Here is a 13814-nt window from a genome sequence, read left to right as displayed (position 1 = left end):
TCGCACGCCATAGGTTCCCGGAACATTCGGTGTGTGGTACGAAACATTCGTAGCAGCGTTCGTAGCAGAGAACAGAGACGGGAGTTTCATGACCTCCGCTCCTTGGCGCGACCCCGCACTGCCCGCCGCCACCCGTGTCGACGACCTGCTCACCCGGATGACGCTGGAGGAGAAGACCGCCCAGCTGTACGGCGTCTGGGTGGGCGCCGCCACGGACGGCGACGGGGTCGCCCCGCTGCAACGCGAGATGACCGCCGACTATGACTGGGACGAGCTGATCACCCTCGGCATCGGCCAGCTGACGCGTTCCTTCGGCACCGCCCCGGTGGACCCGGCGCTGGGCGCGCGAGCACTGGCCCGCGCCCAGCGCCGGATCACCGCGGCCGGCCGCTTCGGCATCCCGGCGATCGCCCACGAGGAGTGCCTGGCCGGCTTCACCGCCTGGCAGGCGACGGCCTACCCGGTCCCGCTCGCCTGGGGCGCCGCCTTCGACCCGCCCCTTGTCGAGGAGCTGGGCCGGCACATCGGCGAGGACCTGCGCTCGGTCGGCGTCCACCAGGGCCTGGCTCCCGTCCTGGACGTGGTCCGCGACCCGCGCTGGGGCCGGGTCGAGGAGACGATCGGCGAGGACCCGTACCTCGTCGGCACCATCGGCTCCGCGTACGTCCGGGGCCTGGAGTCGGCCGGGGTGATCGCCACCCTCAAGCACTTCGCCGGCTACGCCTCCTCCGCGGGCGCCCGCAACCTGGCCCCGGTCCGCGCCGGGGTACGGGAGTACGCGGATGTCACCCTCCCCCCGTTCGAGATGGCGCTCCGGGAGGGCGGGGCCCGCTCGGTGATGGCGGCGTACAACGAGACCGACGGCGTCCCGGCCTCCGCGGATCCCCGCCTCCTGACCGACCTCCTGCGCACGGAATGGGACTTCGACGGCACGGTCGTCGCCGACTACTTCGGCATCGGCTTCCTGCAGACACTGCACCGGGTCGCCGGTACGGAGGCGGAGGCGGCCCATCTCGCCCTGGCGGCGGGCATCGACGTCGAGTTGCCGACGCTGAAGTGCTACGGGCGTCCGCTGGTGGCGGCGGTGCGGGAAGGCGCGATCCGGGAGTCACTCGTCGACCGCGCGGCCCGCCGGGTCCTGCTCCAGAAGTGCGAGCTGGGCCTGCTGGACGAGGACTGGACCCCGGAGCCGTCGCGGGAGGGCCCGATCGACCTCGACTCGACGGCGAACCGCGCGCTGGCCCGCCGCCTGGCCGAGGAGTCCGTGGTCCTGCTGGACAACCCGAACGGCGCGCTCCCCCTCGCCCCCGACACCCGCATAGCGGTGGTGGGCCCGCGCGCCGCCGACGCCCTCGCCATGCTCGGCTGCTACTCCTTCCCGTCCCACGTCCTGACCCACCACCCCGAGGTCGACCTGGGCATCGCCATCCCTACCGTCCTCGACTCCCTGCGCACCGAACTCCCGGACGCGAAGGTGACGTTCGCCGAGGGCTGCGACGTCTCGGACCCCGACACCGCCGGCTTCGAGGAGGCGGTGGCGCGCGCCGCGGAGGCGGACGTGTGCGTGGCGGTCCTGGGCGACCGCGCCGGCCTCTTCGGGCGCGGCACGTCGGGCGAGGGCTGCGACGTGACGGACCTGGACCTGCCCGGCGTCCAGTCCGACCTGCTGGACGCGCTGCTCACCACGGGCGTACCGGTGGTCCTCGTCCTCCTCACCGGGCGCCCGTACGCACTGGGCCGCTGGCACGGCCGGCTCGGCGCGGTGGTGCAGGCGTTCTTCCCCGGCGAGGAGGGCGGCCCGGCGGTGGCGGGAGTGCTGTCGGGCCGGGTCAACCCCTCGGGCCGTCTCCCGGTCAGCGTCCCGCGCATACCGGGCGGCCAGCCCTGGACCTACCTCCAGCCCCCGCTGGGCCTCGCGGGCGAGGTCAGCAACCTGGACCCGACCCCGCTGTACGCCTTCGGGCACGGCCGGTCGTACACGGCGTTCGCGTGGGAGCTCGCCTCACCGGACACGGCGGAGATCGGCACGGACGGCTCCTACGACGTGACCGTGACCGTCCGCAACACGGGCGACCGCGCGGGCACCGAGGTCGTCCAGCTCTACCTCCACGACCCGGTGGCCTCGGTCACCCGCCCGGACGTCCGCCTGATCGGCTACCAGCGCGTGGACCTCGCCCCCGGCGAATCCCGAAGCCTGACCTTCCACTTCCACGCGGACCTCTCGGCGTTCACGGACCGGGAGGGGGCGCGGGTGGTGGAGCCGGGGGACCTGGAGCTGCGGGTGGGGGCTTCGAGCGCGGAGGTACGGGCGGTGACCCGACTCCGACTGACGGGGCCGGTACGACGGTTGGGGCCGGACCGGGTGCTCCGCTGCGAGACGGAGGTGCACTGACCGTCAGGCCGCGCCCGCCGCGTGCACGACGAAGGGGGCCCAGGCGGCGGGGGTGAGGGCGAGGTGGGGGCGGGTGCGGTCTTTGGAGTCGCGGAGGTGGATGGTGGTGGGGGTGGCGGCTACTTCTATGCAGTCGTCGCCCTGGTCGGTGCTGTGGGTGGACTTGTGCCAGGCCAAGCCGACTTCAACGCAGTTGTCGCCCTGATCGCTGCTGTAGCTGGACTTGTGCCACGCCAGGGCGACTTCGACGCAGTTGTCGCCCTCGGTGCCGCTGTAGCTGGACTTGAACCACGCCAGTTCGACGGTGTCGCTCATAGCTCTCCTTGGATGCGCTTCAACAGACTCACCGATTCCAGGGGGCTCAGGGCCTGCGAGCGGAGTGTCGCATAACGGCGATGCAGGATGGCCGCCTCTTTCGGGTCAACGATCAGCCGACCGGTCTTCTGGCCTTCCGAGTAGGCGAGATGCCCGCCCTCGGGTGTCTCCAACAAGGCGAGCGGACCGTCCAGCCCCGCATGGACCTGGCAGTCGAGCGGCATGATCTGGATCTCCACGTTGCGGAGTTGGGCGTAGCGGAGCATGTGATCGAGTTGGGCGCGGGCCACCTCGCCGCCACCCAGGCGTCGCCGCACGATGTGCTCGTCCATGACGAAGCTGAAGGAAGTGTTGGGCCGCTCCCGAAGCATCAACTGACGCGCCATCCGAGCCTCGGCCTGTGCCTCCACCTGCTCGTCGGACAAGGGCGGAATGCTGTTGCCGAACACCACCCGCGCATACGGCCTCGGACTGCAGCAACCCCGGAACCAGACGGCATTCATACGTGGCCAGGCTCACCGCTTCCTGCTCCAACGCGGCCCACTTCCGGAACCACACCGCGAACCCCGGCTGCCGCGCCACCCTCCCGAACGCCTTCCGCAACGCCCCCGTGTTCCCCAGCACCCCCTCCGCCGCATCCACGAAACTCTGGTCCGCCAGCCTCCTCCCCAGCTCGATCGAAGCCACGGAGTGCTTGGACATGTGGACCCTCGCCCCGAACTCCTCCCGGCTCAGCCCCGCGTGCTCCCGCAGCCCCTGCACGAACGCCCCGAAGGTCTTCATGCTGTCCGACGACTCGGGCTCACCGTTCACCTCAGCGCCACCACTCATGCACTCAGGGTGACGGCACTGCGGTCCCGCTGTCCACAAGTGGCCGTCGGGGCCGCCCGCTTCCTCTGAGTGTCGCGCTTCCGCGACCTGCCTCAAGGGCGCTGCGCGTCGCCTTCGGCGACGGGCCTGCGGCCCACCCTTGACCCAGCTCACTCCAGCACGGGGAAGAAGCGAGCGAACGGCCCGGAAAGTCGGGTGGCCAGGCGGGGTTCGCGGTCAGCCGAGGGCTGCGTACGCACCGCGAGCCGACGGGCGCACCGGCTCCACCGGGCACGCCGGGCAGTTCGGCGACCACCGCCCGGTGCCACGCGAGGTTCGCCCCGGGGCGTGATTGGTGGATGCGTGCCACCAATCACCCCTGCGCCGGCCCTACTTCCGAAGGCCACCTGACACAGATCCTCCACTCTCCGCCCTAGTGACGATCCGGGGCGCCTCTCGCCGGCGATCCACCCACCCACGCTCGCCGCCAAGGCCACCCGGCGTGCCCACGCGGGGCGGTCGCGTTCCTTACGCCGGTCAGTGGGCAACGTGCTCCAGGAAGGACGAGGGTGGGCCACCCGTCTTTCCGGGCCGCCCGCTCGCTTCTTCGCCGTGCTGGAGCGGGGCGTGTCAAGGGTGGGCCGCAGGCCCATCGCCGAAGGCGACGCGCAGCGCCCTTGACTCGATCCGCGGAAGCACGACACTGGCCGAGAAGCGGGCGCCCCCCACGGCGACTCTTCAGCGCCGTCCACCGGAACCGACCCATACCCGGCGCCGACTCCAAACCCGGCCCTAGCCCTCGCCGACGGCCTCGAAGCGCCAGCGGTGGACCGGCCGGGTCACCAGGTCGCCGGGCGGGTCCGGGAGTTCGGGGAGGTCCGGGTCGTCGTACGACGACTCCCACCACGTGATCACGAGCACCCGGTCCTGCGGCGCGCGGAAGGTCTCCCGGCGCGCCGGCTCCCGCGCGAGCACCTGCTTCCGCGCCCACGCGAGGAGTTCGGCGCCCCGGCCCTCCGCCGCCCGCGCCTCCCACATCGAGGCGACCGTCAAGAGTAGAGGTTCTCCTTGCTGACCTCGTGCACGTGGTCGTGGTGGTGGCTGCCGGGGACGTGCGGGTCCGTCACCGGCAGGGAGCTGTCCGCCGAGAGGTCCCAGCCGGACGGGGTCCGGTTGCGTGCGACCATCTCCGCGCCGAGCGCGGCCACCATCGCACCGTTGTCCGTGCACAACTTCATGCGCGGCACCCGGAGCCGGATGCCGGCCGCCTCGCAGCGCTCCGCCGCGAGGGCGCGGAGCCGGGAGTTGGCGGCGACCCCGCCGCCGATCATCAGGTGGTCGACGCCCTCGTCACGGCAGGCCCGGACGGCCTTGCGGGTCAGGACGTCGACGACCGCCTCCTGGAAGGAGGCGGACACGTCGCGGACCGGGACCTCCTCGCCCGCCGCCCGCTTGGCCTCGATCCAGCGGGCCACCGCCGTCTTGAGCCCGGAGAAGGAGAAGTCGTAGGCGGGGTCGCGGGGCCCGGTGAGCCCGCGCGGGAAGGCGATGGCCTGCGGGTCCCCCTCCTTCGCGTACCGGTCGATGACCGGGCCGCCCGGGAAGCCCAGGTTCAGGACGCGCGCGATCTTGTCGAAGGCCTCGCCGGCCGCGTCGTCGATGGTGGCGCCGAGCGGCCGTACGTCGGAGGTGATGTCCGAGGAGAGGAGGAGGGAGGAGTGGCCGCCGGAGACCAGGAGGGCCATCGTCGGCTCCGGGAGCGGGCCGTGTTCGAGCTGGTCGACGCAGATGTGGGAGGCGAGGTGGTTCACGCCGTAGAGCGGCTTGCCGAGCGCGTACGCGTACGCCTTCGCCGCCGAGACGCCGACCAGCAGCGCGCCGGCCAGGCCGGGGCCCGCCGTGACCGCGATGCCGTCGAGGTCCTTCGCGCTCACGCCCGCGTCCTTCAGCGCACGCTCGATGGTCGGGACCATCGCCTCCAGGTGGGCCCGGGACGCCACCTCGGGCACCACTCCGCCGAAGCGGGCGTGCTCGTCGACGGACGAGGCGACGGCGTCGGCGAGCAGGGTGGTGCCCCGGACGATGCCGACGCCGGTCTCGTCGCAGGAGGTCTCGATCCCCAGAACCAGGGGTTCGTCAGCCATTGATCTCGGTTCCTTGTTCGGAGGTGGGCCCGGTGGCGGAGCCACTGCCGGGCTGCCCGGTCGTCAGGCGCATCACCAGGGCGTCCACGTTCCCCGGCTGGTAGTAGCCGCGTCTGAACCCGATGGGCTCGAAGCCGAACCGCTCGTAGAGCTTCTGGGCGCGGATGTTGTCGACCCGGCACTCCAGCATGACCTCGGCGCACTCGAAGGCGGTCGCGGCCCGCAGCAGCTCGGTGAGCAGCTCCGCGCCGAGCCCGGTGCCCCACTGGTCACGGCGTACGGCGATGGTCTGGATGTCGCCGACCGGGGCGGAGCCGCTGTCGTCGGCGGCGGCGCCCTGGGCGGCGAGCCCTCCGTACCCGACGATCCGGTCGCCCTCCAGGGCCACCAGGTACCGGCGGGTCGCCCCGGGTCCCCTCGCGTGTGCGAGCTCGGACCAGAACATCCCCCGCGACCAGGCGTCCTCGGGGAACAGGTCCTTCTCCAGCTCCAGGACCGGGTCGATGTCCCACCAGCGCATCTCGCGCAGCTGTGCGGTCACTTCGGGGTGACCACCTTGTAGTTCTTGGGCACCTGGGCGTCCGGCCGGCGCAGGTACAGCGGCCGGGGCGCGGGCAGTTCCTCGCCCGCGGCCAGCTTCGCGACGGCCAGCGACGCGAGGGCCGCGGCGGAGACGTGCTCGGGCTCGTGGACGACCGGGAAGGTGTCGGGGTAGAGCAGCGCCCCGGCGCCGACGGCGGGCAGCCCGGCCACCTTCTCGGCGATGTCGGCGGGCCGGTCGACGGCGGGGTCCGTGCGCCGGGTGCGCGAGTCCTCGTACACCGCCCAGTAGACCTCCTTGCGGCGGGCGTCGGTCGCGACGACGAACGGGCCCTTCTCGATGTCGGCCGCGTAGGCGAGCCCGTCGAGCGTGCACAGGCCGTGGACGGGCACGCCGAGCGCGAGCCCGAAGGTGTCCGCGGTCATCAGACCGACCCGCAGGCCGGTGTAGGGGCCGGGACCGATGCCGGTGACGATCTCGGTGACGGCGTCCAGCGATACCCCGGCCTCGGCGAGGACGCGGTCGACGGCCGGCAGCAGCAGCTCGCCGTGCCGGCGCGCGTCCACCTGGCTCGACGAGGCGATGACGGCCGTACCGTCGTGCAGGGCGACGGTGACGGCGGGGGTGGCGGTATCCAGAGCGAGCAAGAGCACGCGAACAGCCTACGGCTCCGGCGCCGCGAGCACGCCCGGCCCGGTCGGACGGTCACTGACTGCTACGGTCTGCACGAAGTACGACATATACGGCGAGACTCCCCGTGAGGCTCTACGGCAGGCAGAGGTGGCGCACGTGGCAGGGACCAGCTCGGGAGTCGTGGCCGGCCTCACCGCTGCGGCCGTCGGGGCGGTCGGATTCCTCGCCTACCAGGCCTCGGCCACCGTCCCGCCCGGTCTCGGCAGCCGGTCGTCGGCGAGCCCCGCGCCCGGAGCGCCGGGCGCCAAGGCGCCCCGGGACCGCCGTCACCCCACCGCGCTGCCGAACACCTCCGGGACGGGTGAACGGGTGGTGTACTCGGTGGACGACGACCGGGTCTGGCTCGTCAGCGAGCGGGGCCGCGTCGAGCGCACCTTCAAGGTGAGCCCCGGCACCGTCGACCCGCCGCTCGGCGCGTACTGGGTGACGTCCCGCTCGAAGGCCGTCACGGGCACGGACGGCCTCCCCATCGAACACGTGGTCCGCTTCACCACCACGAAGGACGGCTCGGCGATCGGCTTCAGCGCCGTCACCGCCCAGCGCGCCGCCGCACCCCCCGACCCGACGGTGAAGACGGGTGGCATCCGCGAGACCCGCCAGGACGGCAACGCGATGTGGAACTTCGCGACGATCGGGGTGAAGGTGATCGTGATCCGCTGACGCACCCCTGATCGGCGGCGCAGCCGCCGCCCGGGGGCGCGGGGCCGTATCTGATGTGCGGCTCCGCCGCGTGGGCGCGACCAGCCCCCACCGGCCCGCACGGACCTACCGGCCGAACCCGCCTAAGCGCTCCGCGGCAAGTACTGCGATCCGCCGGCTGCCGCGCCGTCGTGGCTGATCGCGCAGTTCCCCGCGCCCCTTCGGGGCGCTGCCGAAATCGGCTTCGCAGGCAGCTCCGGCGCTCTCGGCGGCCGGGACACCGCGTCGGCCGCCACACAGGCCGCCAGCAGCTCGCGCATGGAGACACCGGGGGCCACGGCGACCACGGCCGGTCGCCGCTCCTCGGACTGGGACACGGACACTGGCGCCTCCTGAGGTGCGGGGGCGGACGTAGTTAGGTAGACCTAACTACGGACTGGGTACCATGTGACCACGCCCGATACGTCCGGCGCAATATCTTGCCGACGCCTTGTCGGAACGTTCACACGGTGCTCAGGCGGACAGCACCCCGAGATCCACCCCGTCCCACCGCTCCCCCAGCCCCGCCAGGGTCACGTGCCGCACCTCGTCGGCGGTGTCGCCGACCGCCCGGTGGATCCGGACCATGAGCCGGTCGTCGGTCAGCTCCTCGACCTTGCCCTCGCCCCACTCCACGACGACCACGGACTCGGGCAGCGAGACGTCGAGGTCCAGGTCCTCCATCTCGTCGAGCCCGCCGCCCAGGCGATAGGCGTCCACATGGACGAGCGGCGGCCCGCCTCCCAGGGAGGGATGCACGCGGGCGATGACGAACGTCGGCGACGTGACGGCCCCGCGCACACCGAGCCCTTCCCCGAGCCCGCGCGTCAACGTCGTCTTGCCGGCGCCGAGCTCCCCGCTGAGCATCACGAGGTCACCGGCGCGCAGCAACTTCGCCAGTCGGCGGCCCAGCTCCCCCATCTGCTCGGGGGAGGTGACGATCAACTCGGTCTCAGCCTGGCTGTGCCGTGCTGCTGGTGCTTCCATAGCCACTTACCGTAGCCCCTGCCGGCACGGCACCCGCGCGGGTGAGCAGGTCGGCGAGGCGGTCGGTGACCACTTCCGGGTGCTCCAGCATGACCAGGTGCCCGGCGTCCGCGACGAGCACCAGCTCGGCGTCGGGCAGCAGGTCGGCGATGACCTCGCTGTGCTCGCTGGGCGTGACGAGGTCCTGCACCCCGGCCAGCACCAGCACCGGCAGGTTCTGGAAGTAGGCGAGCGCGGCGGTCTTGTCGTGGTCGGTGAAGGCCGGATAGAACTCGGCGACGACGTCGATCGGCGTCGACTCGATCATCCGCTCCGCGAACCGCTCCACCGCCGGGTCGACGTCCTTGGACGCGAACGAGTACCGCTTGATGATCCCGGCGAAGAGGTCGGCGGTGACCCGCCGCCCCTTCTCCACCAGCGCGGCCTGCGTGCCCAGCGCCTTCAGCACCCCGGGCAGCACCCGGCGCACCACGTTGACCCCGGCGACCGGCAGCCCGAAGTTGACCTCGCCGAGCCGCCCGGACGAGGTACCGACGAAGGCGGTGGCGACCACCCGCTCCCGGATCAGGTCGGGATACTGCGCCGCCAGCGCCATCACCGTCATGCCGCCCATGGAGTGCCCGACCAGCACGATCGGCCCCTGCGGCGCGGCCGCGTCCAGGACGGCCTTCAGGTCCCGGCCCAGCTGGTCGATGGTGAGCTCCACCCCGTCCTCGTGCTGGGCGACGCCCCGTCCGGAGCGGCCGTGGCTGCGCTGGTCCCAGTGCACGGTGCGCACGACCCCGCGCAGGGCCGCCCGCTGGAAGTGCCAGGAGTCCTGGTTGAGGCAGTAGCCGTGGCTGAAGACGACGGTGACGGGCGCGGGCGCCTTGCGGCCGAAGAGCCGGCGGCGGCGCGGCGAGACGGCGGGGCCGGGGTCGGGTTCCACCTCGTCGACCTCGTAGTACAGCTCGGTGCCGTCGTCGGCGTACGCCTTGCCGGGGGTGCCGCGCAGGGTGCCGTACGGGCCTGCCGAGTCCAGTGCCAGCCGGGCCTTGCGGCGCATCCCGCGGCCGACGGTCATCCGCTCCACGGCGACGCCGGCCGCGGCACCGGCGGCGAGCACTCCTATGGCGGCTCCGGCGACGCCCGTCACCTTGCGCCAGCTGCCGGAGGCCGCCCCCGTGGCCGAGGCGACGACGGCCGCCGCGGCGGCTTCCGCTACGGCCTCCGCACTGCTCTCGCTCACGTACCGCTCCTCTTCGCCGTACTGCAGTTCGCTGCTCAGGTGAACACGGGTGATGCTGACGCGATGCCTGTTGCTGATGTTGCTGTTGATACAGGTGTAACCGGGTCGTGCCGCCGCCGAACCCCGAAGGTCAGGCGCCGTCCCCTGGTTCTTGCCCAGTCGGTTCCCCGTTCACATAGACGCGGGGAACCCGGGTTCCGATGCGGGTGACGATTTCGTATGCGATCGTGCCCGCGGCCTGGGCCCAGTCCTCGGCGGTGGGCTCGCCCCGGTCGCCCGGACCGAAGAGCACGGCCTCCGCGCCGGCTTCCGGCTCGTCGCCGCCGAGGTCCACGACGAACTGGTCCATGGCGATGCGCCCGGCGGCCGTCCGCCACTTGCCGCCGACCAGGACGGGCCCGGCGCCGGAGGCGTGCCGCGGGATGCCGTCCGCGTAGCCGACGGGGACGAGTCCGAGGGTGGTCTCGCCGGGCGTGACGTAGTGGTGCCCGTAGCTGACCCCGTGCCCGCCCGGTACGTGCTTGACCAGGGCGAGGGAGGCGGACAGCGTCATCACGGGGCGCAGGCCGAAGTCGGCCGCGCTGCCCAGCTCGGGGCTGGGCGAGAGGCCGTAGAGCGCGATGCCCGTGCGGACGAGGTCGAAGTGGGTCTCGGGCAGGGTGAGGGTGGCCGGCGAGTTGGCGATGTGCCGCACCTCGGGGCGCACGCCCTGTTCCTCGGCGTACCCGAGCAGCTCGCGGAAGAGGGTGAGCTGGGCGGCGATGGAGGGATGGCCGGGCTCGTCGGCGCAGGCGAAGTGCGACCACAGCCCGGTGATCCGGACCAGCCCCGCCGCCTCGGCGCGCAGCGCCTCGCGGACCAGCTCGGGCCAGTCGGCGGGCTGGCAGCCGTTGCGCCCGAGTCCGGTGTCGGCCTTGAGCTGCACGCGGGCCGGCCGGCCTGCCGCCCGGGCCGCCTCGGTCACCTCCCGCAGGGCCCACATGTCGCTCACGGACACGTCGAGGTCGGCCTCGACGGCCTCCCGCCAGGGCCCGCCCGGGGTCCACAGCCAGCACATGATCCGCACGTCCGCGGGCAGCCCCGGGTCCGCGCGCAGCGCCAGGGCCTCCTCCGGGGTGGCCGTGCCCAGCCAGCCCGCGCCCGCCTCGACGGCCGCGCGGGCACACCGCAGGGCCCCGTGGCCGTACGCGTCGGACTTCACGACGGCCATCAGGGCCGCGCCCGGCGCGAGGGCACGCAGGGTCCGCGCATTGGCCCGCAGGGCGGCCAGGTCGATCTCGGCGCGGGCGCGCAGGGGCGCGGTCGGTGCGGTCTGCGCAGTCGGTGTATCACTCATCGCGCCCCCAGTGTCTCAGAGGCCTCCGACAGCCCTCCGGCACAGCCCCTGGTTGAGCACCGGCCGTCCTCGGGTACCCGCCGATCACGGACTCAAGTACCGGTCCGGTGCCCCCACACGTACACCTTGTCGCCCTTCTTCAGCACGCCCCACAGCTTCTTCGCGTCGCCCAGCTTGAGGTTCACGCAGCCCCAGGAGCCGACGGTGGTGTAGATGGAGCCGTAGACGGCGTGGAAGGCCTGTCCGCCGTCGAAGAACTGGGCGTACGGCATCGGCGAGTTGTACAGGGTCGACCAGTGGTTCTTGTGCCGCCAGTAGACGGTGTGCCACCCGGCCCGGGTCGCGTACCCCTTCCGCCCGCTGCGCATCTGCACCGGCCCGTAGACCACCTTGCTGCCCTTCTGCACCCAGGTGACCTGCCGGTTGAGGTCGACGCAGGCGACCCGGTACGACTTCACGGGGCAGTTCCTGGCGGCGTTCGGGTTCTTCTTCGCCGACAGGAGCATCATCTGGTACCAGGTCACGGGCCCGGCGAACCCGATCGCCGGCTTGATCTTGTACGTCTTCTGGAACTTCTGGATGGCCTTGCAGTCGGCGGCGGACTGCTTCCCGTCCGCCTTCAGCTTCAGCCACTGCTCGATCTGCTTCTGATACGGCCCGGTGAGCTTGGAGCAGCTCACCTTGGAGACGGCGTCGCTGAGCGGCACGTACTCGATGAGGTCGTACGTCCCCGGCGCCGCCGCCTTCGGCTCGACGGCGTCCTCCTTGGCGCTGGGCGTGTACACCTTCGGCGCCAGCATCTGGTCGGGGGTGTCGATCTGCCAGGGCTGCGCGGGCCCCGGCGCGACCCCCGGTACCAGCTCCGACTCGGGGACGGCGGCGCCCGGTCCGGGAACCCCACCGTCCGCGACCCCGGTCCCGGCACCCAGCGAGAGAACGGCCACGGCAGCGACGAGGGTTCCTGCGGCACCCCGCGCAAGACCGCCCCGCTGACACACAATTCGTCCACTAATCATGCGATCAGACAACCCCGCAGCATCCGGGATTCCGGGAAGCCGCGCGGGGAGGTCACCCGGGGGATGCAGGGCGCCCCGTAAGGGGCGCTGGGGGTACCCCCGGCCGAAGGCTGGGGGAGGAACTGCGCGACCAGCCCCTACCCGCCCGCACCCGACCGTCGGGCGTCGGGCCGGGGCCCGGGGCGGAGCCCCGTGACGGTGCGGGCTCGGCCTAGCGAGTCGGGTGGGCGGGTGGGAAGACGCCCCGCCAGGCCGACGGCAACTCGTCGGCGACGGCGTGAGCCACCGTCGGCGCCCCCTCCGCCGCGAACCGCCCCGCGAGCCCGTGCAGATACGCCGCCACACTCCCCGCGTCCCGCCCGTCCAGCCCCGCCGCCAGCAACGACCCCGCCAGCCCCGACAGCACATCCCCGCTCCCGGCGGTGGCGAGCCAGGGCGTCCCCGTCGCGTTCACCCGGACGGTGGCGACCCCTCCCCCGGCCGCCGCCACCAACGTCGTCGACCCCTTCAGCAGCACCGTCGCCCGATACGCCGCCGCCAGCTCCCGCACCGCCGCGAGCCGACCGTCCTCGACCTCCTCCCGCCGTACCCCCAGCAGGGCCGCCGCCTCCCCGGCGTGCGGCGTCATCAGGGTCGGCGCCGTACGGCCGCGCACCGTGTCCCGGTCGGCGAGCCGCAGCCCGTCCGCGTCGACCAGCACCGGCACGTCCGCCTCCAGCACCTCGGCGACGGCGTCGGCGTCGTCCCCGACCCCCGGTCCGGCCACCCACGCCTGGACCCGCCCGGCCTTGCGCGGTCCCCCGTCCGACACCAGCGTCTCGGGAAAGCGGGCCAGCACCTCGTCCTTGGCCGGACCGACGTACCGTACGGCCCCGGCCCCGCCCCGCAGCGCCCCGGCGACAGCCAGCACGGCCGCCCCCGGATAGCGCGCCGAGCCGGCCACGATGCCCACCACTCCCCGCCGGTACTTGTCGCTCTCCGCCGACGGCACCGGCAGCAGCCGCGCCACGTCCACGTCCTGCAACGCCTCCAGCTCGGCCTCCTCGGGCAGTTCGAGCCCGATGTCGACCAGCCGTACCGAACCGGCGTACTCCCGCGCCGGATCGATCAGCAGCCCCGGCTTGTGGGTCCCGAAGGTCACGGTCAGGTCCGCGCGTACGGCCGCCCCGCGCACCTCACCGCTGTCCGCCTCCACGCCGCTCGGCAGGTCCACGGCGACGACGGCGGCCCGGGACCGCTCCACGACCGCCACCAGCGCGGCCGCCTCGGGCCGCAGCCCGCCCTTCCCGCCGATCCCCACGATCCCGTCGACGACGAGATCGGCCCGCAGGAGCAACTCCTCGGCGCCGCCGTCCCGTACGACGGTCCCGCCGGCCCGGCGCAGCGCCGCCAGGCCGCCCTCGTGCGTACGCTCCGGCGCGAGCAGTACGGCCGCGACCCCCGCCCCTCTGCGCGCCAGCCGTACCCCGGCGTACAGCGCGTCCCCGCCGTTGTCCCCGCTGCCGACGAGCAGGACCACCCGGCTGCCGTACACCCGTCCGAGCAACTGGGCGCAGGCGGCGGCCAGCCCGGCGGCGGCCCGCTGCATCAGCGCCCCTTCCGGCAGCCGCGCCATCAGCTCCCGCTCGGCCGCCCGTACCGTCTCCACGCTGTAAGCAGTCCGCATGCCCCGAG

General features: G+C 73.0%; 12 protein-coding genes and 1 pseudogene. 2 read left to right on the top strand and 11 right to left on the bottom strand.

Annotated elements, in window-relative coordinates:
• Positions 1–88 precede the first annotated feature (88 nt).
• Positions 89–2392 (top strand): beta-xylosidase/alpha-l-arabinosidase, encoded by a 2304-nt coding sequence (locus ACZ4UV_RS15880; protein ID WP_451020477.1) that lies wholly within the window; start codon positions 89–91, stop codon positions 2390–2392.
• A gap of 3 nt (positions 2393–2395) precedes the next feature.
• On the opposite strand, the gene ACZ4UV_RS15875 is transcribed toward ACZ4UV_RS15880, so the two are convergent.
• The 6 genes and pseudogenes from ACZ4UV_RS15875 to tsaB form a co-directional block, all read right to left on the bottom strand.
• On the bottom strand, positions 2396–2707 hold the full coding sequence (locus ACZ4UV_RS15875; protein ID WP_451020478.1) for a DUF397 domain-containing protein: 312 nt from the start codon (positions 2705–2707) through the stop codon (positions 2396–2398).
• Positions 2704–3538: pseudogene (locus ACZ4UV_RS15870) on the bottom strand (helix-turn-helix domain-containing protein). Before ACZ4UV_RS15870 ends, ACZ4UV_RS15875 begins: the two are co-directional and overlap by 4 nt.
• A 771-nt stretch (positions 3539–4309) precedes the next feature.
• Positions 4310–4570 (bottom strand): hypothetical protein, encoded by a 261-nt coding sequence (locus ACZ4UV_RS15865; RefSeq protein ID WP_451020480.1) that lies wholly within the window; start codon positions 4568–4570, stop codon positions 4310–4312.
• Positions 4567–5661, bottom strand: coding sequence for a tRNA (adenosine(37)-N6)-threonylcarbamoyltransferase complex transferase subunit TsaD (tsaD, locus tag ACZ4UV_RS15860; RefSeq protein ID WP_390044032.1), 1095 nt, complete (start codon positions 5659–5661; stop codon positions 4567–4569). Before tsaD ends, ACZ4UV_RS15865 begins: the two co-directional genes overlap by 4 nt.
• Positions 5654–6181 (bottom strand): ribosomal protein S18-alanine N-acetyltransferase, encoded by a 528-nt coding sequence (gene rimI / locus ACZ4UV_RS15855; RefSeq protein ID WP_451020486.1) that lies wholly within the window; start codon positions 6179–6181, stop codon positions 5654–5656. The genes tsaD and rimI overlap by 8 nt, the downstream gene beginning before the upstream one ends.
• 17 nt (positions 6182–6198) lie before the next feature.
• Positions 6199–6855 (bottom strand): tRNA (adenosine(37)-N6)-threonylcarbamoyltransferase complex dimerization subunit type 1 TsaB, encoded by a 657-nt coding sequence (gene tsaB, locus ACZ4UV_RS15850; RefSeq protein ID WP_351491246.1) that lies wholly within the window; start codon positions 6853–6855, stop codon positions 6199–6201.
• 136 nt (positions 6856–6991) lie between these two features.
• On the opposite strand from tsaB, the gene ACZ4UV_RS15845 reads away from it, so the two are divergent.
• Complete coding sequence (locus tag ACZ4UV_RS15845) at positions 6992–7555, top strand: hypothetical protein (RefSeq protein ID WP_451020482.1); 564 nt, start codon at positions 6992–6994, stop codon at positions 7553–7555.
• A 492-nt stretch (positions 7556–8047) separates the two neighbouring features.
• Here the strand turns inward: ACZ4UV_RS15845 and tsaE are convergent, their stop codons facing one another.
• The 5 genes from tsaE to ACZ4UV_RS15820 all read right to left on the bottom strand — a co-directional run bounded on the left by tsaE (position 8048) and on the right by ACZ4UV_RS15820 (position 13806).
• The gene (tsaE, locus tag ACZ4UV_RS15840) at positions 8048–8560 is read right to left on the bottom strand and encodes a tRNA (adenosine(37)-N6)-threonylcarbamoyltransferase complex ATPase subunit type 1 TsaE (RefSeq protein WP_351491242.1); all 513 of its coding nucleotides are present in this window, start codon (positions 8558–8560) and stop codon (positions 8048–8050) included.
• A complete protein-coding gene (locus ACZ4UV_RS15835; RefSeq protein ID WP_390044025.1) occupies positions 8526–9788 on the bottom strand; it encodes an alpha/beta fold hydrolase in 1263 nt (420 codons plus the stop codon). The genes tsaE and ACZ4UV_RS15835 overlap by 35 nt, the downstream gene beginning before the upstream one ends.
• Positions 9789–9918: 130 nt before the next feature.
• On the bottom strand, positions 9919–11124 hold the full coding sequence (gene alr / locus ACZ4UV_RS15830; RefSeq protein ID WP_467838396.1) for an alanine racemase: 1206 nt from the start codon (positions 11122–11124) through the stop codon (positions 9919–9921).
• Positions 11125–11216: 92 nt separating this feature from the next.
• Complete coding sequence (locus tag ACZ4UV_RS15825; protein ID WP_467838393.1) at positions 11217–12140, bottom strand: L,D-transpeptidase; 924 nt, start codon at positions 12138–12140, stop codon at positions 11217–11219.
• Positions 12141–12351: 211 nt separating this feature from the next.
• Entirely contained in the window at positions 12352–13806 is a 1455-nt protein-coding gene (locus tag ACZ4UV_RS15820) for an NAD(P)H-hydrate dehydratase (RefSeq protein WP_451020103.1), read from the bottom strand.
• Between the last annotated feature and the right edge of the window lie 8 nt (positions 13807–13814).

The sequence above is a fragment of the Streptomyces sp. NPDC028289 genome (genome assembly GCF_055565975.1).
The sequence above is the reverse complement of the archived record's forward strand: the minus strand, read 5'-3'. Positions and strand labels throughout refer to the sequence as shown.

Bases quoted from the DNA above. Each gene is read 5' to 3' on its own strand.
- ACZ4UV_RS15880 (WP_451020477.1), top strand. From the start codon at position 89: ATGACCTCCGCTCCTTGGCGCGACCCCGCACTGCCCGCCGCCACCCGT.
- ACZ4UV_RS15820 (WP_451020103.1), bottom strand. From the start codon at position 13,806: ATGCGGACTGCTTACAGCGTGGAGACGGTACGGGCGGCCGAGCGGGAG.
- rimI (WP_451020486.1), bottom strand. From the start codon at position 6,181: ATGCGCTGGTGGGACATCGACCCGGTCCTGGAGCTGGAGAAGGACCTG.
- ACZ4UV_RS15825 (WP_467838393.1), bottom strand. From the start codon at position 12,140: ATGATTAGTGGACGAATTGTGTGTCAGCGGGGCGGTCTTGCGCGGGGT.
- tsaD (WP_390044032.1), bottom strand. From the start codon at position 5,661: ATGGCTGACGAACCCCTGGTTCTGGGGATCGAGACCTCCTGCGACGAG.
- tsaE (WP_351491242.1), bottom strand. From the start codon at position 8,560: ATGGAAGCACCAGCAGCACGGCACAGCCAGGCTGAGACCGAGTTGATC.
- ACZ4UV_RS15875 (WP_451020478.1), bottom strand. From the start codon at position 2,707: ATGAGCGACACCGTCGAACTGGCGTGGTTCAAGTCCAGCTACAGCGGC.
- alr (WP_467838396.1), bottom strand. From the start codon at position 11,124: ATGAGTGATACACCGACTGCGCAGACCGCACCGACCGCGCCCCTGCGC.